The organism is Myxococcus xanthus (assembly GCF_013116825.1).
Classification (GTDB): domain Bacteria; phylum Myxococcota; class Myxococcia; order Myxococcales; family Myxococcaceae; genus Myxococcus; species Myxococcus xanthus_B.
In genome coordinates this window covers 1-20,475 of sequence record NZ_JABFNS010000150.1, presented here as the reverse complement: position 1 = coordinate 20,475, position 20,475 = coordinate 1, and the positions used below count along the sequence as shown (strand labels likewise).

Here is a 20,475-nt window from a genome sequence, read left to right as displayed (position 1 = left end):
GGCTGGCACCGTCTTAAGAAATTGACTGCGGTTTCCGCAATCTAGCTTCTTCTTGGGCTTGCTATTTGGTTTTCAAAGAGCGAGTCGCTTGTTTCGCTAGCGACTTTCTGCTACCGTTTTCTTCGTTACTGCCTCGCCGTTTTTTCTGCCCGGCGGGGTGTCAGCTTCTATTTCAGTTCGGCGTCTTCTGTCAAGCTGCCGTTTCGCCGTCCTGCTGGCTTCCGGAGTCCTCAGCGCCGCCCAGTGGCTTCCGCTGTTTTCTTCCGGAGGGGCGCGGCTTCTACCACCGCCGCATCTCCTGTCAACCCACTGCGTTGACCGCCGTATTCCATATTTTCGCACTGACTCGCTCGAAGTGCCTTCCGCGCCAGTGCGCGGGCTTCTTTGCGAGGGGCGCGGCTTCTATCACCGCCGCGCTTCCTGTCAACCACTGGAGCGCTTCACCCCTGCCCGCTCCCCTACCACCCGCCCGTTGGCCTACCGCGCCTTTCGGTCGACCGCCCATCGAGCTTCTTCAAACGCTCCGGACCTGGCGAGCCCCCTCATTCACAAGGAACTCGGACCAGGTCCGCGGTCTTATCTGAACGCCATTCAGAGAGCCCAAACCCTCACACACCTGATTCCGCTCCCGATGGAGACGGGACATGTGAGTAGCCGCCACCCGGCGGACGCCTGTGTGACGCCCGCGCAACGCGGCGAGGTGTGGCCGCTTATCCACCAAGAGATCGGACTGCGCAAGAAGTTTGATCCTGAGCACTTCCGCCGCGGTGGTCAGCCGCCGATTCCCAGGCCCAGCTTCGACACGTCCACACGTTCGCGCCGGCAACGTTCGGCCACCACCACCGAGCGCAGGTCACTGAAAGCACGCTCGAAGTCGTCATTCACGACCACATAGTCGTAGGAAGCGATCCCCCGCTCGATCTCAGAGCGAGCCGCCAGCATCCGGCGCCGGATGGTCTCATCGGAGTCCGTCTGACGATCCCTCAGGCGGCGCTCCAACTCTTCCATGGACGGAGGCAGCACGAAGATGGTCACTGCATCCGGGTGCTTGCGCTTGATGGCCTGCCCGCCCTGCACGTCGATGTCGAAGATGGCAGCGCTCTTGCGGGCGCGCGCCTCATCCACCACCGACTGGGGGCTTCCATAGAAGTGGCCATAGACCTCTGCCCACTCCACGAACTCGCCGCGCTCGATCTTCGACTGGAAGGTCGCGACGTCGACGAAGTTGTAATCGACCCCCTCGCGCTCCTTCCCCCGAGGCCTTCGGGTGGTGACGCTGATGGAGAACACCGCATCCGGCGTCTCCTTGAGGAGCCGGTGCGCGAGGGTGGTCTTCCCCGCCCCGGAAGGAGCGGAGAGCACGAGCAACAAGCCAGGTGGGAGCACGGTATTCGCGTTCATTCGACGTTCTGCACCTGTTCACGGATGCGCTCGACCTCGGCCTTCATCGCCACCACGCGCACGGAAATCTCGGCGTGCTGGCTCTTGGAGCCGGTCGTGTTCACCTCGCGGTGCATCTCCTGCACGAGGAAATCCATTCGGCGACCAGCGGGCTCGTTGCTGGCCATGAGGGCCCGGAACTGCTCCAGGTGGCTCGCCAGGCGGGTGACCTCCTCGGCGATGTCTGTCCGCTCGGCGAAGAGCGCCACTTCCTGGGCCAGCCGCTGCGGGTCCACCGCGACGCCGCTCGCGAGCTCGGCGATCCGGTCGGTGAGCCGCTGCTGGTACTCCTGCACGGCCTTCGGGGCGAGCAGAGCCACCTCCTTGCTCCACCCTTCCAGCAACTTCACCCGGGCATCCAGGTCGGCGTAGATGGCCTCTCCCTCGACCTGGCGCATCTTCTCCAGCGCCGTGAGCGCTTGGTCCAGCGCCGCCTGGAGCGCCTGGGAGGCGGAGTCCAGCTCCACGCCCTTCTCTTCCAGACGCACCACACCAGGCTGGTTCGCCACCTGCGACCAGGCGACGTCTCCCGGCAGGCCCAGCTCGCTGGCCAGCTCCCGGAACGCGCGCACGTACTCCCGCGCCAATCCGAGATCCACGGTGGGGACCGTTCCCGAGGCGGTAGGGGCCTGCCGCTTCACCAGCAGCTCCACCGAGCCTCGGGCGAGCCGGTCCTTCACCTGCTTGGACACCAGCGGTTCCTGGGACGACAGCTCCCGGGGAAGACGGACCTTCACTTCACAGAACTTGTGGTTGAGCGAGCGCAGCTCCACGGAGACTTCTTCGTCCCCCACGCGCGCGCGGCCCGCGCCAAACCCCGTCATGCTCTTCAACATTGGGCGGTTGCTAGGGGCTTTCGGGTCCGAGGTCAAGCCGCGCGCTTGCACCGCCCGCAGTTCTGTGTAGGGTCCCGCCGCGAGATGTCCTGGCACAAGCGGCTCGAATTATGGGCGAAGCTGGCACTGGCGCTCGTGGCGTCCGCCCTGCTGTGGCGCCCGGGCCGCCGGCGGCGTCCTGGCACCCCACTTCCTGGTCCTCGCAAGGTGCTGCTCGTGCGGCCCGACAACCGCGTGGGCGAGGCGCTCCTCACCACGCCGTTGATGCGGACCCTCAAGGCGCACCTCCAGTCCGCGCCCGAGGTCCACGTCCTGGTGCACGCGAAGGTCGCTCGAGTCCTGAACGGCCACCCGGACGCGGACGTCATCATTCCCTTCGACCGGCGCAGAATCTGGATGGGCCCCCTGGCGCCCGGCATCGCCGCGCTGCGACGTGCCCGGTACGACGTCGTGGTCGACTGCGCCAACTGGGAGTCGCCCTCCGTCACGAGCGCGATCGTGTCCCGGCTCGCGGGCCCCGAGGCCATCGTCATCGGCCCCGACCTCTGGCCGGTGTCCCGTCTGCACTCCCTGCCCGTCCCCGCTCGCACGGACACGCGGAACGAAGCCGTTCAACGCACGCACCTGCTGACCCCGCTCACGAACGGCGCAGTGGCGCGTGGTTTGTCCTTCCGCGAGCCCTCCGTAGGCCCCGCCATCCGCGCCTATCTGGACGCCCTGGCCGGGAAGCCCTTCGCGGTCATCAATCCCGGTGGGCGGTTGGGACCTCGGCGGATTCCACCCGCGGCCTTTGCCGCTGCGGCTCGGGCACTGGTGGCGCTGGGGCGTACCCCCATCGTCACCTGGGGTCCCGGGGAAGAAGCGTTGGCACGAGGGGTGGTGGAGGCAGCCCCTGGCGCCGAGCTCGCGCCCGCGAGCAACCTGGACGAACTCGCCGCCCTGATGCGCGCGGCCGGCTTCACCCTCTGCAACAACACGGGGCCCATGCACCTGTCCGTCGCGGTGGGTGCCCCCACGCTGGCCTTCTTCCTGCGGATGGACATGGAGCGCTGGGGCCATGCGTACGCCCCCCACCGCATGGTGGACCTCACCCCTCTGGTCGATGGTGCAGGCGGTCAGGGCTTGGAGGAGCGGGCCGCCGAAGAGGTCCGGGCGTTCGCGGCGAGCCTCTCCTCCTGAGGCTTCACGTCCCGGACACAGGAGGCTCCGCCACCGCGTGTTCGGGGGCCAGCCTGGGGACTCCCTCTTCCACGGGCCAGCTCAGGCGGCACGGCGCGCAGGTGACCCGGCTTTGAGCCTCCTGCGCCTGAAGGGGGGCCTTGCAGTGAGGGCAGCCCAGGACGGCCCACACCTCTTCTGCAATGAATGCCACCGGCTACCCCGCCCCCTCGCGGCCCAGCCGCCGGGCCAGGTCCGTGGTGCTGTGGTCCTTCGGGTCTCCTGAGACGGCTGTCCGCCCACCATAGGCGCGAACCTCGTCGGCCTCGGGGATGCTGTCCGGGGTGTAGTCCGTGCCCTTCACGTGCACGTCCGGCTTCAACGCCCGGATGATGACGCGAACGTTGGACTCGTCGAAGACGATGACCCGGTCCGTGCAGGCCAGCGCCGCGACGAGCTCCGCCCGCTCGCCCTCGGGGATGTAGGGCCGGCCGGGGCCCTTGTAGGCCCGGGTGGAAGCGTCCGAGTTCACCGCCACCACGAGGACATCCGCCAGGGCCCGCGCCCCTTCCAGGTACCGGACATGCCCGACGTGCAGCAGGTCGAAGACGCCATTGGCCAGCGCCACCGTCCGCCCTTCGGCCCGCCAGCGCTCACGCTCCTCCGCCACCTTCGCGAGCGATTGGATTTTCTCGAGGGTGCTCATCTCGCGCTCCGAAGCTCTTCGAGCAGTTCATCGCGGGACACCGTCGCGGTGCCCGGCTTCTGCACCACCAACGAGCCCGCCACGTTCGCCAGCCGCGCCGCATCGCCGAGCGAGGCCTTCGCGGCCAGCGCCAGGGCGAACGTCGCAATCACCGTGTCTCCCGCGCCCGTCACATCCACCGCCGCCTTCGCGCCATGGACGGGGATGAGGTCCACGCCCCCGTCCGCATCGAAGAGCGCCATGCCATGGCGGCCTCGCGTCACCAGGAGCGCGCGGCACGCCAGTCGCTTCAACGCGGCGTGCCCCGCCTCCAGCATGTCCTCCTGGGTCCGCACGGGCCGCCCCGCGAGCGCCTCCAGCTCCGGCTCGTTGGGTTTGCAGACCGTGAGTCCCGTGAAGGATGACAGGGCATAGCGGCTGTCCACACACACGGGCATGCCGTCCGCGGCCAGGCGACGCAGCACATCGCGCACCTCGTCCCCCAGCACACCCGCGCCGTAGTCGGACACCACCACCGCGTCCGCATCCTGGGCAGAGGCTTCGACCTGCCGCGCCAGCGCCTTGCGCATCTTCGGGGGGAGCGCGCCTCGCTGGCCTCGGTCCAGCCGCAACATCTGCTGCCGCGTGGTGCTCACCCCACCGGCCAGGATGCGCGTCTTCGTCTCCGTCTCGACGCTGCGGCCGCTCACCGCGTCCAGTTGGATGCCGGACTCGGCACAGAGGCGGCGCAGCTCCTTGCCCATCTCGTCCTGCCCCAGCGCGCCGACCGCGGAGACCTGACCGGACAGGGCTCGCACGTTGGCCGCCACGTTGGCGCCTCCTCCGAGCTTCACCTCCGCGGACTCGTAGCGGACGATGAGCACGGGCGCCTCCCGGCTCACCCGGTCCGTCTGTCCATAGATGTAGTGGTCAGCAACGAGGTCGCCCACCAGCAACACCTTGCGGCGGGCAAACGCGTGCGGCAGGCGGGCGAGCGACGGCATCGAACGAACGGGCGAGACTGCGGCCATGGCGGCGGTTTGTCCCACAGGCGCCCCCACCTCACAAGCCGCGCGGTGCATCCTCCAGCCCGAGCGCCCGCCGCAGATGGGACTCGCCCTCCAGGACCTCGACCCCCAGGCGGACCACCCAGGCCTCGAAGCCCTGGAGCAGACGCACTGCGTCCTTTTCCGTCGTCACCACCCGGGCGCCCTGCCGCGCCGCTCGCGCCTGGACGTCGCGCAGTTCGTCCGCGGTGAAGCGATGGTGGTCCGGAAACAACGCGGCGTCGCGCACGTCCGTCCCGAGCGACTGAAGGGTCTTCAGGAAGCCCCCCGGCCGGGCAAGGCCCGCCAGCGCGAACACGGGCTGTCCCGTGAGCACCGTCACGGGGTGGAGGTTGCCCTCCGGGTCCACCCAGGCCGTGGGCCGATAGCGAGTCCTCACCCTGGGAATCCCCGGGCTCGAGGGCAACCACCCGCCGAGCGTGTCGGAGAAACGCTCCGACGGCGCTGCTGTCGGCACCAGCAGATGCGTGGTGGATTGGAGCGTGCGGGTGTCCTCGGGCCTCGAGACTGGGAACACACCAGCATCCGAAGCCGTGGCGGGAGCCCTGAGCCAGAAGAGCGTCGCGCGGCGGAGTGACGCCGGGGGCTCACGCAGCGGCCCCCGGGGAAGCATGTGGCCGTTGCCCAGCCCCACCGACTCATCCACGACCACGAAGTCCTCGTCTCGCGCGAGGCGGCGGTGCTGGAACCCATCGTCCAGCAGCACCGTGTCCAGGCTGAACTCGTCCCGCGCGCGGTAGGCACTCGCGACGCGGTCCGAGCCCACGAAGAGCCGGACCTGGGGACAGCGACGCGCCAGCAGGAGCGGCTCATCGCCCGCGAGCTCCGAGGAAGGAAGCGGCTCCGTCCCGATGAAGGTCAGCGGCTCACGCGAGGCGCGGCCATAACCGCGCGTCAGGATGCCCACCTTGCGGCCCGCTTGGACCAACTGCTCCGCCAGATGGAGCACCGCGGGCGTCTTGCCCGTGCCCCCCACGTTGACGTTGCCCACGGAGATGACCTTGAGCCCCTCCACCCGCTCCGCGCGCAGCAGTCCCGCGTCGAAGAGCGCTCCCCGCACATGCACCGCGGCCGCGTAGGTCCACGACAGCAACGTGAGCGGCGACAGCAGGGCGCGGCGGCCCCAGGGCTCCGGCGACGACGGGTAGAACACCCGCTCGATGGCGGTGGGGGCATCCGGGGACGTCACGGGGTGCGCCTCGCTCGCGCGTAGAGCGCGAGGACCTCCGCGGCAATCTGCTCGTTCGTCGGGTGCCGCACGGGCGCCCGTTGGTCGGACAGCGCCGCGGCGACCACGGCGTCCGGCGTCGGTCTCTCCACCCGCACATCCGCCAGGTCCGGCAAGGCGCCTTCATCCACCGCCACCACGCGGACGCCGCACGCACGGGCCTGGGCCGCCGCGCGGGCGCTCCAGTCATTGCCCAGGCCGAGCAGCCAGACCTCATCCAGCGCTCGCAGCCACCGCGCGAAGGAGTCCCCCTGTTGGTAGCCCGCGAACGTCACGGCAGCCGCCAGTCCCTGGTCCTGGACCTGCTTGCGCGTCTGCTCCAGCAGGCCGCCGTCCCCCACGAGCACCAAACGCGCCTCGGGCCGCTGCTTCCGATACAGGGCAAAGGCGTCCACCCCCACCGCGTGACGGCGCGAAGGTTGGAACGTGGAGACCATTCCGATGACGGGTGTGCCTTCGAGCCCGAGCTCTGCGCGCAGCGACCGCACGTCCGGCGCCGGCTGGAACCGGGCGTCCACCAGGGCTGGCAGGACCTGGGCCGTCGCGCCCTTCTCCAACAGGCGGGGAAGCAGTGCGCTCGCGGGGACCGTGTAGGCGTCCGCGGCCGGGAGCGAGGAGCGCAATGAGCGCGGGGCGTGCAGCGAGCGCACCAGGATGGCGCCTGAAGGCCGTCCCCACCTGGCCAGCAGGTGGTCATGACTGAAGTGCGAGTGCACCACGTCCACCGTCCGCGCCTTCAAGCGGCGCAGGTCGCGCCACATCCGCCACGGCGGGGACTTCACGGACAGCTCCAGGCCCCCTTCGTCCAGAAGACCGAGTTCCTCGAAGCGCGGAGCCGCGGGCTCCTCGGCCAGCACCTCCTTGCGCCGGCGGTCCACCGCCACCGTGACGTCGTGTCCCGCGGCGCGCTGCGCCTGGGCCAGGAGCGCCACGTTCTCGGCCGGGCCGCTGTAGAAGGGACTCGCGAGCAGGTGGAGGATTCGCATCCGGTCAGCGCTCCACGGTGGCCCGGTACACGTCGGCCAGGGCTCGCGCCTCGTGCTCCACGCCACACCGACGCCGGGCCTCCTCTGCCGCGTTCTGGCCTATCTGCCTGGCGCGCTCGGGTTCTCGCATCAGCATGTCCAGCAGTTCGCGCAGGCCCTGGACGTCTCCGGGTTCGAAGAAGAAGCCCGTGCGGCCGTGCTCGATGAGCGTGTCCAGGTACGGCAGCTTCGAGGCCACCACGCAGCAGCCCGAGGCCATGGCCTCCACGTGCACCAGCGAATAGCCCTCCGCATACGAGGGGTGCACCAGGATGCTCAGCCCCTGATACCAGGGCTCGATGACGGATTGCTCGCCGGGCAACGCGATGCGGTCCTCGATGCCCGCCATCTGCTGATTCAGCCACTCCAGGTCCGGCCCCTTCGCGAGCCCGACCAGCACGGGTTGCCAGTCGGGGTGCGCGGGCAGGAGCGGGCGGATGGCCTGCACGAAGTCACCCTGCCCCTTCTCCTTCCGGATGCGTCCGATGACGCCGATGCCGTGACGCCCGCCCAGGCCGAGCTTGCGCCACGCCGCGTCCCGGTCCTCGGGCGGGTGGAAGCGCGTCAGATCGATGCCATGAGAGACGACCGTGGACGGCAGCGCGATGACGTCCGCGACCTGCTTCGTCAACGACACGAGCGCATCCGCGCCCCTCGCGATGAAGCGGGTGAAGCCGCTGGGCGCCATCGAGGTGTGCCGGGTGAAGACGAGGCGGACCTCTCGGCCCAGCAGCTTCAGCAGCATGCCCACCAGGAGCTCGTTGTTCCGGTGCGCATGCCACACCACGGGCTCGCGGCGCAGCCGACGGAGCAGCTCCGGCCAGGTGATTCTGGGCAGCCCCTCACTCAAGCCCGAGCCGATGACGCGCGTCTCCGAGCCTGAATCCCGGACGAGCGCGGGGACCACCGTCTCCACGTGGCGCGTCACGCCCGTGTAGCGGTGGTGGAAATGCGGATGGACGATGAGCGTCATCGCGGGTCCGGCCTCCCGTGCGGAAACAACGTCGTCATCGCGTCCGCGTTCCTTTCACTGGCGCCCGAAATCCGGCCCACCGTCTCCAGTGCCTGGGCGCCCAGGCTCGCAAGCCGCTCCGGTGACTCGAGCAGCGACACGAGCGCCTGCTCCAAGGCCGCGGCGTCCTGGACCTGGAGCCCACCCTGCCCCGTCAGCAGCGCCACGCTGTCCCGGAAGTTGTCCATGTGCGGTCCGTAGAGCACCGGCTTCCCCTGCCCCGCGGGCTCCAGGATGTTCTGCCCGCCGCGCGTCGTGAACGAGCCGCCGACGAAAACCACCGTCGCCAGCCGGTAGGCCCTCGACAGCTCGCCGATGGTGTCCAGCACCACGACCTGACCTCGCTCCGGATTGCCCTGCGAGCGCAGCCCCACGCTCAGTCCCGCCTCCCGCGCGAGCATCACGATTCGCGTCGCCCGGTCCACGTACCTGGGGGCAATCACCAACCGCAGGTCCGGCCACCGCTCGCGCAGCCGCGCGTACACCCCCAGGAGCTGGGCTTCCTCGCCCTCATGGGTGCTTCCGGCAATCCAGACCCGCTCGCCCGGCGTCAGCCCCAGCGCCGTGCGCAGGTTCTCGTCCTCGGGTACCGGGCCCGCGGCGAGCGCGTCGAACTTCGTGTTCCCCGTCACCTTCACCCAGTCCGGCCTGGCACCGAGCTGCCGCGCACGGACGGCTTCGTCCTCCTCGCGCATGAGGAGGAGGTCCAAATCCCGCAGCGGGTTGCCGATGAGGCGGAACAGCGTCTGGTACTTCCCGACGTTCGCTGGCGAAAAGCGGCCGTTCGTCATCACCACTCGCGCCCCACCCCGCTTCGCCGCGCGGATGAGGTTGGGCCAGATTTCGGTGTACTCCAGCACCAGTACGTCCGGGCGGATGGCCCGGACCGCTCGCCGCGTCGCGCCCCAGAGGTCGTAGGGCACGTAGATGACCCCGTCGATGTCGTTGGCCAGCCGGCCCTTCGCCATCGCGTAGCCACTGTCCGTCATGGTCGACAGCAACAGGCGGCAGCCCGGGAAACGAGCCCGCAGCGGGCCGAACATCGGCGAGAGGGCCAGCAGGTCCCCGGCGCTCGCGCCATGCAGCCAGAGGAGGGGCCCGTCCCCGGGAGGCAGGTGGCTGTCCGGGCCATAGAAGCCCAGGCGCTCCATCAGCCCATGCCGCGTCTTCCGGTGCAGTGCGAGCACCGGGAACAGGACTGCGAAGAGCAGGTAGGTGGCGAGGACGTAGAGGACGCGCATGGGCGGCTGGTCGCGCCGTCTATCAGATGCCCGGCCCCGGGGGCAGCACGCGCACGGGGCTGGGCACCAACCAGGGCCGCCATTCCCTCCCGAAGAAGCGCCCGGGCGCCCGCACCCACACTTCCACCTGCGCCACCCCCGGCTCGGTCAGCTCGACGGACCGGCCGTCCGCCCCCAGGCGGGCGCTTCCCCACACCCGAACCTGCACCGACTCCGCGTCCAGAAGCCCCGGGAGCCGGACGGTCAGCGTGTCGCCCACATGCGCTTCACGCCGCACACCGTCCAGCCCCTCCAATGCGAAGCCCCCAGGCTCCCCCAGGGCGCGGAAGGCACACAGGGACTGACCACTGCTCAGGGCCCGGCTGACCTGCTCCGCCGCTTCGTTCGCGTCCGGGGGCAACGGGAAGGGCACCTGCTCCGGTGGCAGGTACATGGCCAGGGATTCGAATACGGCCCGGTACGGCGGCAGGCCGTGTGCGTCATGTGCGCAGAACGCCACGCGTGGCCGCTCACTCGACAATTCCAGGAAGCGGGCCGTGGGCTCCGGCTCCGGCACGACGAGCAACATCACGCCATGCACCGGGTTGGCCAGCGAGGCCCCCACCGCGGGCCCCAGGCGGCTCACCGGATTGCGCGTCGCGTGCCGGAAGAAGGTGTCCGCCGAGTACAGCTCGAAGCCGGGCACCGCCTTCGCGCTCGCCTCGTCCTTCCAGGGGTTGCGCTTCTGGACGGGGTGGGCCAGCACCGCCGTGCCCCCCGCCGCCGCCACGGCGCGCACCGCGTCGCCCGGCGGCATCCACGCGCGCATGCCCTCCAGCGGGCGCGACATGCCGAAGGCCACGAGGTGCCCGTCCGACGTCGAAATCTCCACGCCCGGCACCAACAGCACGCCGCGGACGTAAGCGGGCGCTCGGAGGGCGAAGTCGTTGTGGTCGGTGAGCACCACGAAGTCCAGGCCCGCCGCCTTCGCCGCCGCCGCCACCGCTTCCGGCGTGCCTCGCCCGTCCGAACGCGTGGTGTGGACGTGGAAGGCCCCTCTCGCCCACCGGGGTGCTTCGTCCATTGGGGCCACCACGGGGTACCGCGCCATGGACGCCGAGAGCGCGAAGAAGCCCACGTACCCCAGGACCAGCAGCGCCAATCCCAGGACGGCCCGGAGCCCCTTTCCCACCACCACCGTCAATCCACTCACGCGGCGCCTCGCTCCGAAGAGCCCTCCGTCTGCATCCTCCACAGCGCCGCATACCGCCCGCCTCGCTGCAGCAACTCCGCGTGCGAGCCACTCTCGACGACGCGCCCCGCCTCCATCACGTTGAGGACGTCCGCGTTCACCACCGTGGACAGCCGGTGCGCAATCACCAGCGCCGTGCGGCCCGGAAGGACCGCCGCCAGCGCCGCCTGCACTTCGCGCTCGCTCTCCGGGTCGAGGCTGCTGGTCGCTTCGTCCAGCACCAACACGGGCGCCTGCGCCAGCACCGCGCGGGCAATGCACAACCGCTGACGCTGGCCTCCACTGAGCGCCACGCCCCGCTCGCCGATGCGCGTGTCATAGCCTTCCGGCAGTGCCCGGATGAAGCCATCCGCGTGCGCCACCTTCGCCGCCGCCTCCACCTCTTCCCGCGTGGCGTCCGGCTTCGCGTAGCGCAGGTTGTCCAGCACCGTGCCGTGGAACAGCAGCGGCTCCTGCGTCACCAGCGCGAACTGGGCCCGGACGCTCGTGGCCGTGTACCGGTCCGCGTCCACGCCATCCAGGAGGAGCTGGCCCTTCTGTGGCCGCTCGAAGCGCAGCAGCAGCGATGTCACCGTGCTCTTGCCTCCGCCGCTGCCACCCACCAGCGCCGTCACCTGCCCCGCCTTCAGCTCCAGCGTCAGGCCGTCCAGGGCGGGCCGGTCTCCATAGGCGAAGCGCACGCCCTCGAACTGGATGCTCCGCGACAGGGTGGGCGCGGGCACCGCGTCCGGCGCGTCCTCCACCGGGTGCTTCATGTCGAGCAGCGCGAAGAGCCGCTCACCCGCCGCGCCCGCCTGCACCGCGAACTGCGTCACCCGGCCCAGGTCCTTCACCGGCTGGTACACCAGGATGACGGCCGTCAGCAGCGAGAGCAGCGCCTCCGGCTCCATCAGCCGTGCGCTCGCCGCATACGCCAGTGCGCCCGCCAGTGCCGCCGCGGCCAGCACCTCCATCAGCCCCGGCACCGCGCCGCGCGCCCACGCCGCGCTCACCACCGCCTTCTCGTGCGCCTGCGCGAAGGCGGAGAAGCGAGCCAGCTCCGCCGCCTGCCCGTTGAAGGCCTGGATGGTTCGCAGACCGCCCAGCCCTTCGTGGAGCTGCCCCGCCAGGTTGCCGAGCTGCGTCTGGCCTTCCCGCGTGCGCTTGAGCACCTTGCGCGTCAGCTTCGAGGCCGGCAGCGCCGCCAGCGGTATCACCAGCAACATGAGGCCGCCCAGCATCGGGCTCATCGCCAGCGCCACGCCCGCCAGGATGATGACCTGGAGGGTGTCGCGCAGGTACGAACCCACCGTGTACATGGCCGCCGCTTCCACGGCGCTGACGTCCGAGGAGAAGCGGCTGAGCAGGTCCCCCATCCGCTCGCGCGCGAGCTGGGCGGGCGACAGCGCGGTGAGGCGCTGGAACAGGTCGCGCCGCAGGTCCTTCACCACGCGCTGCGCGAACAGGCCCATGAAATAGAACTGCGCCAGGTACCCCACGCCCTTCGCCGCGCCGACGATGACCATCACCAGCGGGAAGCCCCACAGGGCCGCCTCGCGGGGCAGGTCCGCCAACCAGGGCACGCGCTGCGCGCTGGCGAAGCCTTCTTCACCGCCCGACAGCAGGAAGCGCAGCGCCGGGCCCGTGAGGTACGCGTACGCGCCCGTCGTCAGCCCCACCGCCGCCATGCCGACGAAGGCGAGCAGGAGCACACCGAAATGCGGGCGCGCATAGCGCAGCAACCGCCAGAGAACCGAATGCATCGCTAGCGTCCCACCTTGCGCAACGCCGCCTTCGCGAGCTGGGAGTACGGGTTGTACTCCAGCACCCGTTGCAGCTTCTTCCGCGCCAAAGGCGCGTCTCCCAGGTCCATGTCGATGATGGCCGAGATGATGTGCAACCGCTCCACGTACGGGCCCAGCGACAGCGCTTTCTTCAGCACCTGCTGCGCCTTCTGCGCCCGCACCACCGGCGCCCCCGTGGGCATCCGGTACGTGGCCCAGGCGAGGAAGGGGTAGTACTCCGGCTCGTCCGGATTGAGCGACACCGCTTCCTCGAAGGCCTTCGCCGCCAGCGGGAAGTCGCGGCGCTTCAGGGCGGACTCGCCCCGGCGCAGCGCGATTTCCGCATCCACGACCACCGCCGTGTTCCGCCCCACGTCCATCCGGCTGAAGAGGTACTGGAGGTACGCCTTGCGCTTCTCCTCCACGCTCAGCACCCGGTACGACGCGGACAGCCGGTCCTGCACCGACTCCAACAGGTCCTTCAGGTCGGAGATGTCGAACTCGGCATAGGTGTCCGGGTGAAAGCGCATCGCCGTCTCGTGATAGGCGCGCTCCACCGCCTCCGCGTCCGCCGCGATGTCCAGCCCCAGCCCGCCGAAGTAGCTGCGGGTGATGATGCGCAGCGCTTCCTCCCGCAGCGAGGCCGCCGTCTCGGGCGGCAGGGCCTTGCGCTTGCGCGGCGCGATGCGGTCCGGCAGCACCGCCGCGGACAGCGCGTCCGTGCCCGTGGCCACGGGCGTCGAGGAGAACGTCACCCCCCCTGTCAGCTTCAAGAACCACAGCAACGAGTACGCCATGCGCAGCTCGCCACGCCCGTGCGCCAGCAGGTCCTTCAGCGCGATGCGGCCGTTCACCTGCATGGCGATCTTCAGGTCGTCCGTGTCCAGCCCCATGGCCTGCAGGTCACGCCCGAACTCCTGTGAGCGCACCGGGTAGTCGCCCATGTGCGCCCGCAGCGCCGCCGCCATCACGTTCATGGTGAAGCAGCGGCGCGCGCCATCCAGCACCGGCGCCAGCGGTGGAATCTCCACTGACGCGACCTCCGACGTGAATTCGTCTCCCGCGTAGAAGGCGTAGCGGCCCTCGCGCATCCCCAGCACCCGCTCCACCCGGTCCCGGTTGTAGTCGCGCAAGAGCTGCAGCAGTTCCTCGCCCGCCGCCTCCACGCCCGCGTCCGCGAGCGCCGCGCCGATGCGCAGACCGGAGTCCAGCGCCTCCGTCACCCGCTGCGCCTGCTGCGGGTTGAGCACGCTCCGGGCAAGCAGGTAGGCAGGCAGCGAGTCCGCTTTCGACGTGGAGTCATAGCTCACGGACCCGCCGCGCAAGAAGTACACGCGCCGGCTCAAGCCCCGGAGCGCCACCACGAGCACACCATCCCGGCGCAGCCGATAGATGGAGTGGAACAGCGCCGGCAGGGGGTGGCCCCTCAGCTCGCCTGAATTGACGGCGGGCCGGGACAACGTGGCCGCCAGCCCGGTGAGTTGCACCGCCTGCGCCGCGCGGACCAGAGACTCCAGCCGGGGCACCAGCTCGCCCGGCTTGAGCGGGTCCGAGACATAGGCGTTCACCTTGAGGTCCAGCACGGAGCTCACACCCCGCGCGCGCCCCAGGTGGCCCTTGTCGATGGCGACAATGGGCACCCTGCCGCCCTGTCCGTGGCCTCGGATGAGATGCACCACGTGTGCGCCTTCCACGCGCGGCAGGTCCACCGACAGCACCACCACGTCCGGGTTGTCCGCCGCGAAGTGCTCCAACGCCGTCACCGGATCGTTCACCGCGCGAACGGTGTACCCAGCCTGGGAGAGCAGGCCTTTGAGGTGCTCCAGCGTGGGGGGGTGGCTCTCGGCGAGCAGAAGCGTCTTCAAGGGGGCCACAGTCTACACCTTCACCCGCGCCCGCATCAGGTACGATGCGCGACTCTCACATGACGAATCCACCCCGCATCCTCGTCGTCGCCGGCGAGGCGTCAGGCGATACCCACGCCGCCGAGCTCGTCGCCGCCCTCCGGGCCCGCCGTCCCGACCTCACCTTCTTTGGCATGGGCGGTGCCCGCCTGGCCGCCCAGGGAGTGGAGCTGCTCTTCGACGCCCGGGAGGTGTCCGTCATGGGCATCACCGAGGTCCTGCCCCGGATTCCCCGCATCCTTCAGATCCTGAAGGGCCTGGCCGAGGCCGCCGCCGAGCGCAAGCCGGACGTCGCCATCCTGGTGGACATCCCCGACTTCAACCTGCGCCTCGCCAAGAAGCTCAAGGCGCTGGGGGTACCCGTCGCCTACTACGTGTCGCCCATGATCTGGGCCTGGCGCCGGGGCCGGGTGCGCACCATCAAACGGTTGGTGGACCGGATGCTCTGCATCCTCCCGTTCGAGGAGGACTTCTACCGGGAGGCCGGCGTCAGCGCCCGCTACGTCGGCAGCCCGGTGGTGGAGCAGGTGCCTTCACCGGATACGGCCACGGCCTTCCGCGAGCGGCTGGGGTTGGCGAAGGACGCCCCCACGCTCGCGCTGCTGCCCGGCAGCCGGATGGGCGAAATCCGCCGTCTGCTTCCCGACATGGTGGAGGCGGCGAAACGCCTCTCCGCCGAGCGGCCCGGCCTCCAGGTCGTCGTCCCCCTCGCGCCCACCATCGACCGGGAGGAGATCACCTCCCGCTTCGAAGGCAGTGGCGTGACGCCCATCCTGGTGGAGGGCCGGGCCCCCGAGGTCGTGGGCGCCAGTGACGCCGCGGTGGTGGCCTCCGGTACCGCCGTCCTGGAAGCCGGGTTGATGCAGCGCCCCCTGGTGGTCGTCTACCGCGTGTCCCTCATCACGTACTGGGTGGGCCGGCTGATGCTGAAGGTGGCCTTCGTGTCCCTCATCAACCTGCTGGCGGGCCGGCGCGTCGTCCCCGAGCTGCTCCAGGGGGAGATGACGCCCGAGCGCATCGCCGAGGAGGTCCGCCGCGTCTGGATACCCGGTGCTCCCCGGGAGGAGATGCTCCAGGGGTTGGCGGAGATGCGCGGCCGGCTGGGCGAGACGGGCGCGGCCACCCGGGCGGCGGAGTCCGTACTGGAGCTGCTGCCCCCGGGCCGGGTTTAGGGTATGTCGGCCGGGTCATGAACCCAGCCCTGGTCTGCATCCCCACGTACAACGAGCGGGAAAACATCGAGGCCATCGTCCAGGCGGTGCTGGAGACCGACCCCCGGGTCGACATCCTCATCGTGGACGACAATTCGCCCGATGGCACAGGGCAACTCGCGGATGGGCTCGCCGCGCGGGATTCGCGCGTGCGCGTCCTCCACCGCGAGAAGAAGGAGGGCCTGGGGCGCGCCTACCTCGCCGCGTTCCGCTGGGCCCTGGCCGAGCAGTACACGTACATCCTGGAGATGGACGCCGACTTCAGCCATGACCCGCGCTACCTGCCCGGCATCCTGGATGCGGCCGAGGCTGGCGCGGACCTGGTGCTCGGCTCGCGCTATGTCACGGGCGGCGGCACGGTGAACTGGGGCGTGGGGCGGCAGCTCATCAGCCGCGGTGGCAGCCTCTACGCACGGTCGATTCTGGGCGTGGGCATCCAGGACCTCACCGGCGGCTTCAAGTGCTTCCACCGCCGGGTGCTGGAGGCCATCGACCTGGATTCGGTGAAGAGCACCGGTTACGCGTTTCAAATCGAGCTGACCTACCGCACGCTGCGCAAGGGCTTCACCGTGCGCGAAGTGCCCATCGTCTTCGAGGACCGGCGCGTGGGTCACTCCAAGATGAGCAAGAAAATCTTCGCCGAGGCTCTCACCATGGTGTGGAAGCTGCGGCTCACGGTGTAAGTCCAGGCTGTCATGCCGGAATACGCGTCACTGTTCCTCGTCTCGCTGTCGGCCATCTTCTTCGTGGTGGACCCCATTGGCGTCGTCCCGCTGTTCCTGGCGATGACGGCTGGGGACTCGCAGGAGAAGGTGCGCCGCACCGCCATGCGCGCCTGCCTGGTGGCCTGCGGGATGATGCTGTTCTTCGCCCTCTTTGGCGGCGTCATCTTCAAGGTGTTCGGCGTGTCGCTGGGCGCCTTCCGGGTGGCCGGCGGCATCCTGCTGCTCATCACCGCGTTGGACATGCTTCGCGCCCGCCCGGCGGAGACGCGCACCACGCCGTCCGAGGAACAGGAAGGCGTGGTGAAGGAGGACGTGGCCATCGTCCCCCTCGCCATTCCGCTGCTGGCGGGCCCGGGCGCCATCGCCACCGCCATGGTGCTGATGGCCAAGGGCGACACGCTCGTCTCCGCCATCCCCGTGCTGGCCGCCGTCGTGCTGACGTTCGTGGCCAGCTACTTCATCCTCCGCGCCTCCGGGCTCATCCAGCGCGTGCTGCGCCAGTCCGGTGTGGCCATCGTCGAGCGGGTGATGGGTCTCATCCTGGCCGCCATCGCGGTGCAGTTCATCGCGGACGGCGGCAAGGAGCTGTTCAAGTAGGTCCGGGGATGGCCACCCACTCCGGGCCCTTGCGCTTCAGCAGGCCCTGCGGCTTGCCCTCCAGTGACAGCTCGTCATGGCTGGCGCGGCGCGCGTCGTACGCGTAGCCGCCCTGGACCTCCTGCAGGTACACCACCACCGCGTCGAGCACGTTCTCCTGCACCACCTTGAAGGTGGCGTCGCCGCAGTCGGGCGCGTCACCGGAGAAGAAGCGCTCCAGCATCGCCTCCTCCGGACGGCGCACGTACACCACCACCGGCGCGGGCTCATCGCGACCGGCCGCGACGACTTCGCGGACGACCTGGGACGGCACCGGCTCCCGCAGCAGCCGGTGCACGAGCTCACACTTCTCCGCCTCCACGCCCTGACGCTCCGCGAGACGCGCCTGATGCGCGCATCCCGTACTCCCCAGCACCCCCAGCCCGAGCAACGCCCACGCCTTCTGGTGGAATCGGTCCATGCGTCCTTTCCTCTCCCTCGATGACTGCCCTACAGCTTCCGCCACCGCGGAGGGCGAGGCGCGTGCTGCAGCACCGGCTCCTCTACCGCGATGATGTATTCCGCGCGGCGGTTGCCAGCCTCCGCCGTCTCGTCGGGCGTCGCGACGGCCGGGGCCTCTTCTCCCAGCCCTTCGTAGTACACGGGCACCCGCAGCCCCTTCTTCCGGAAATAGGCCGCCAGACTCTTCGCCCGCCGCACCGACAGGTCCAGGTTCTCCGCCGCGGCCCCCACGGTGTCCGTGTGGCCCATCACGTAGAGCCGCAGCGAGGCGAAGCGACCGTACTTCGTCAGCGTGTCCACGATGAGGGCGTGGCTCTTGTCCAGCTTGCCCCGCTCCGCCGCCGGAATGTCCGCCCGGCCCGAGGCGAAGTTCACCTCCTCGTGCGGAATGTCCACCTGCCACGGATACAGGTCGACGCCCGTGTAGAACTCCGCCGTGTCGAACGCACGGAGGGAGATCTTCATCACCCGCCCCTCCGCCGCCGGCCACGTCAGCTCCAGTGGCGTCCCTCCCGCCTCCCCCTTGAATGGCACCTCGCCCTCGAAGGCCTTCTTCCCGGTGTCCATCAACACCGTCAGCTCCGCGCGCTTCGCGGGCCGGGACAGGACGAAGCGCAGCCGGCGCGCGGCCACGTCCACGTCCTCCTTGCGCACGTCCAGCTTCAGCGTGCCGTAGAGCTCCGTGTCGAAAGACAACGGCATCACGCCGGATTCCGCATCCGGGAAGCGCACCGTGAGCGCTCCCTCGTAGCGGAAGCGGCCTTCCGGCTGCGCCAGCTCGATGCGGCGCGTGAGGCCCGGACTCCCGCCGCCCTTCACCTCCACATCCTGGCCGTCGCTGCGCTTCAGCTTCACCTCGAAGCCCGCGATGGGTTCCTCGATGTGGACCAGCAGCGCCGGGAGCTTCTCTCCCAGCACGGCGCGCCCCTCCAGCGAGACTCGAACGGCGTCCGCGAGCACCGGCATTGGCGAAGACAGGACAAAGGTGAGGAGCAGCAAGCGGGCGTTCATGGCGCGGTGTAGGCCTCTGGCGTCACGTGCCGCGACCATCCGCGGCAGGTGTGGGTCGAATCCTCCGCGAGGGTAGGACGAGGTAGCGTGCAGGGAAACGCTCCCCGTGGGGGACGTTGGAGGTCCAACGGCATTCAATCGCCCCCCGTCCCAGGGGAGCCCGGACAGGGGGCCGAGGAGATTCCCTCCCGTCAGCCCTCCCCGCTGCCTGCCAGGCCGTGGCGCTCCAGGAGGCGCCGCAGCTGCGTGCGATGCATGCCCAGCGCCCGCGCAGTGGCGGCGACGTTTCCGCCATTCGCCCTGAGCGCATCCTCCAACCGCGCCCGCTCGGCTTCGTCCAGCGGCTTGCCCCGGGCCGGAGACTGTTCAGAAGTGGATGGAGCCACCGCGACGGGCGCCGGGGGTGGCGGGCCGAATACCGTGCCCGCCGTGAGGCTGAGGTGCCTGGCTTCAATGCGAGGCGCCTCATGAAGCAGCGCCTCATGCGCCGCGCTGCGCACCTCCACGCGAAGCTCGCGCACGTTGCCCGGCCAGGCCCGCAGCAGGCAGGCCTCGTGGAAGCTCACATGCACGGGCAGGCGGCTCCCCACCTCTTCGAGGAAGCGCTCCACCAGGAATGGCAGCTCCTCCGGGCGGCGGCGCAGTGGCGGCAGGTCAGCCTCCGGCCTGCCCAAGCGGAAGTAGAGGTCCTCGCGCATCCGGCCGCTGGCCACCTGCGCGCGCAGGTCCTTGTTTCCGGCGGAGCACACCCGCACGTCCACCTTCCGCGGCTTGGAGCCCCCCAGCGGGAGGACCTCGCGCGTCTCCAGGGCGCGCAGCAGCTTGGCCTGCACGCCCAGGTCCAGTTCGGCCACCTCGTCCAGGAACAGCGTCCCGCCGTCCGCGGCCTGGAGGTAGCCCTCCGCGTCGTCCGCGCCGGAGAAGGCACCGCGCCGCGCGCCGAAGAGGAGCCGTTCGGCGAGCCCCTGTGGAATGGCCGCGCAGTTGACGGCCACGAAGGGGCCCGACGCGCGTGGGCCGCGCTCATGGAACGCGCGGGCCACGCCTTCCTTGCCGGTGCCGCTCTCCCCGTGGATGTGCAGCGTAAAGCCGTGTTCCGCCGTGCGCGAGACCAGCTCCAGCAACTGCTGCATGGCGGGCCCCCGCACGAAGTCACGCGTCCGCGCGACGCCGCGCCGGGCCACCGGCCCGACGTCCGGACAGGGGATGAAGAGTGAGTCCCCCATCCGGATGACACGCTGGGCCTCGCGGGGCGTGCCAGCCGCCAGGGGCGCCCCGTCCACGAACGTGCCATTCTGGCTGCCCTGGTCGGTGACCCAGAAGCGGCGGCCGTCGTACCGCACCTGTGCGTGGCTGCGAGACATCCGCGGATCCTGGTCCGTCCCCAACGCGGCGGCGCCCCGCCCCAGCAAGAGCGCTCCGTCGAGCGGCAGGGCCGTGGCCATCGCGCTCCCCGCGCACAGGACGCGGAGCAGGCCTGGCACCACGGCCTCGCCGGCGTCCGCCCCTCGCCCCCTGACGTCGCTCTGCTGCAAGGTCGACCGGTCGTGTTCCATGTGCCTCCATCTTACGCGTGTGCCACTGGCACACGGCACCGTGCCTGCGGACCGTGCCACCCCGGCCTCCATCCCCGCGGTGCACCGCCGTGGCGGCTCGAGCACTGGACCGGGGCCGCTGCTGGCATGCCCTTGGCTATGACGTGGGGCCAGACCACGGCACCCGCCGTCACTTCGAGGAGACACCTGTGCTCAACACCTTCCCCGCCTCGCTCACGGGCCTGCTGCTGCTGGCCGTCGCCGCGGGCTGCCGCCTGCCCACCGCCGGTGCCGAGCCCCCCACC

General features: G+C 70.1%; 20 protein-coding genes. 5 read left to right on the top strand and 15 right to left on the bottom strand.

Annotated features, from left to right (window positions below; genetic code table 11):
• Positions 1–771 precede the first annotated feature (771 nt).
• Both gmk and HNV26_RS31720 read right to left on the bottom strand, forming a co-directional pair.
• On the bottom strand, positions 772–1,401 hold the full coding sequence (gene gmk / locus HNV26_RS31725) for a guanylate kinase (protein WP_011554692.1): 630 nt from the start codon (positions 1,399–1,401) through the stop codon (positions 772–774).
• Positions 1,398–2,276: a YicC/YloC family endoribonuclease gene (locus tag HNV26_RS31720; protein WP_171444534.1), complete on the bottom strand. Its 879-nt coding sequence runs from the start codon at positions 2,274–2,276 to the stop codon at positions 1,398–1,400. The genes gmk and HNV26_RS31720 overlap by 4 nt, the downstream gene beginning before the upstream one ends.
• Before the next feature lie 84 nt (positions 2,277–2,360).
• Here HNV26_RS31720 and HNV26_RS31715 point away from each other — a divergent pair, with 84 nt between their 5' ends.
• Entirely contained in the window at positions 2,361–3,455 is a 1,095-nt protein-coding gene (locus HNV26_RS31715; protein ID WP_171444533.1) for a glycosyltransferase family 9 protein, read from the top strand.
• A gap of 4 nt (positions 3,456–3,459) precedes the next feature.
• Here the strand turns inward: HNV26_RS31715 and HNV26_RS39415 are convergent, their stop codons facing one another.
• Genes HNV26_RS39415 through HNV26_RS31670 form a run of 10 tightly spaced genes read right to left on the bottom strand, consistent with a single transcriptional unit; the run spans position 3,460 to position 14,560 of the window.
• Entirely contained in the window at positions 3,460–3,627 is a 168-nt protein-coding gene (locus HNV26_RS39415; protein ID WP_366817072.1) for a Trm112 family protein, read from the bottom strand.
• Positions 3,628–3,651: 24 nt separating this feature from the next.
• Positions 3,652–4,140 carry an adenylyltransferase/cytidyltransferase family protein gene (locus HNV26_RS31710; RefSeq protein ID WP_090495461.1) on the bottom strand — a complete coding sequence of 163 codons (489 nt, stop codon included), beginning with the start codon at positions 4,138–4,140 and terminating at the stop codon, positions 3,652–3,654.
• The gene (locus tag HNV26_RS31705; RefSeq protein WP_253817247.1) at positions 4,137–5,150 is read right to left on the bottom strand and encodes a bifunctional heptose 7-phosphate kinase/heptose 1-phosphate adenyltransferase; all 1,014 of its coding nucleotides are present in this window, start codon (positions 5,148–5,150) and stop codon (positions 4,137–4,139) included. The genes HNV26_RS31710 and HNV26_RS31705 overlap by 4 nt, the downstream gene beginning before the upstream one ends.
• Positions 5,151–5,181: 31 nt before the next feature.
• Entirely contained in the window at positions 5,182–6,375 is a 1,194-nt protein-coding gene (lpxK, locus tag HNV26_RS31700; RefSeq protein ID WP_171444532.1) for a tetraacyldisaccharide 4'-kinase, read from the bottom strand.
• Positions 6,372–7,400, bottom strand: a complete 1,029-nt coding sequence (locus HNV26_RS31695; protein WP_171444531.1) for a glycosyltransferase — start codon at positions 7,398–7,400, stop codon at positions 6,372–6,374. Before HNV26_RS31695 ends, lpxK begins: the two co-directional genes overlap by 4 nt.
• 4 nt (positions 7,401–7,404) lie before the next feature.
• On the bottom strand, positions 7,405–8,412 hold the full coding sequence (locus HNV26_RS31690; RefSeq protein WP_171444530.1) for a glycosyltransferase family 4 protein: 1,008 nt from the start codon (positions 8,410–8,412) through the stop codon (positions 7,405–7,407).
• Positions 8,409–9,692: a 3-deoxy-D-manno-octulosonic acid transferase gene (locus HNV26_RS31685; protein ID WP_171444529.1), complete on the bottom strand. Its 1,284-nt coding sequence runs from the start codon at positions 9,690–9,692 to the stop codon at positions 8,409–8,411. Before HNV26_RS31685 ends, HNV26_RS31690 begins: the two co-directional genes overlap by 4 nt.
• Positions 9,693–9,714: 22 nt before the next feature.
• On the bottom strand, positions 9,715–10,863 hold the full coding sequence (locus HNV26_RS31680; RefSeq protein WP_171444535.1) for a PHP domain-containing protein: 1,149 nt from the start codon (positions 10,861–10,863) through the stop codon (positions 9,715–9,717).
• Between the two features lie 17 nt (positions 10,864–10,880).
• Complete coding sequence (locus tag HNV26_RS31675; RefSeq protein WP_171444528.1) at positions 10,881–12,665, bottom strand: ABC transporter ATP-binding protein; 1,785 nt, start codon at positions 12,663–12,665, stop codon at positions 10,881–10,883.
• Positions 12,666–12,667: 2 nt separating this feature from the next.
• Positions 12,668–14,560, bottom strand: a complete 1,893-nt coding sequence (locus tag HNV26_RS31670; protein WP_171444527.1) for a DUF4388 domain-containing protein — start codon at positions 14,558–14,560, stop codon at positions 12,668–12,670.
• 50 nt (positions 14,561–14,610) lie between these two features.
• Here HNV26_RS31670 and lpxB point away from each other — a divergent pair, with 50 nt between their 5' ends.
• The 3 genes from lpxB to HNV26_RS31655 are packed head-to-tail and all read left to right on the top strand — an operon-like array spanning position 14,611 to position 17,123.
• Positions 14,611–15,762, top strand: a complete 1,152-nt coding sequence (lpxB, locus tag HNV26_RS31665; protein ID WP_090495482.1) for a lipid-A-disaccharide synthase — start codon at positions 14,611–14,613, stop codon at positions 15,760–15,762.
• Positions 15,763–15,779: 17 nt separating this feature from the next.
• Positions 15,780–16,484, top strand: coding sequence for a polyprenol monophosphomannose synthase (locus HNV26_RS31660; RefSeq protein ID WP_171444526.1), 705 nt, complete (start codon positions 15,780–15,782; stop codon positions 16,482–16,484).
• Positions 16,485–16,496: 12 nt separating this feature from the next.
• On the top strand, positions 16,497–17,123 hold the full coding sequence (locus HNV26_RS31655) for a MarC family protein (protein WP_011554707.1): 627 nt from the start codon (positions 16,497–16,499) through the stop codon (positions 17,121–17,123).
• On the opposite strand, the gene HNV26_RS31650 is transcribed toward HNV26_RS31655, so the two are convergent.
• From HNV26_RS31650 to HNV26_RS31640, 3 genes are all read right to left on the bottom strand, one after another.
• Positions 17,116–17,583: a hypothetical protein gene (locus tag HNV26_RS31650; protein ID WP_171444525.1), complete on the bottom strand. Its 468-nt coding sequence runs from the start codon at positions 17,581–17,583 to the stop codon at positions 17,116–17,118. The two genes, HNV26_RS31655 and HNV26_RS31650, sit on opposite strands and share 8 nt — an antisense overlap.
• Before the next feature lie 29 nt (positions 17,584–17,612).
• On the bottom strand, positions 17,613–18,635 hold the full coding sequence (locus tag HNV26_RS31645) for an OmpA family protein (RefSeq protein WP_253817246.1): 1,023 nt from the start codon (positions 18,633–18,635) through the stop codon (positions 17,613–17,615).
• A gap of 191 nt (positions 18,636–18,826) precedes the next feature.
• Complete coding sequence (locus tag HNV26_RS31640; RefSeq protein WP_171444523.1) at positions 18,827–20,191, bottom strand: sigma 54-interacting transcriptional regulator; 1,365 nt, start codon at positions 20,189–20,191, stop codon at positions 18,827–18,829.
• An 89-nt stretch (positions 20,192–20,280) separates the two neighbouring features.
• Here HNV26_RS31640 and HNV26_RS31635 point away from each other — a divergent pair.
• On the top strand, positions 20,281–20,475 hold a 195-nt coding region (locus HNV26_RS31635; RefSeq protein WP_171452931.1), incomplete at its 3' end, for a hypothetical protein.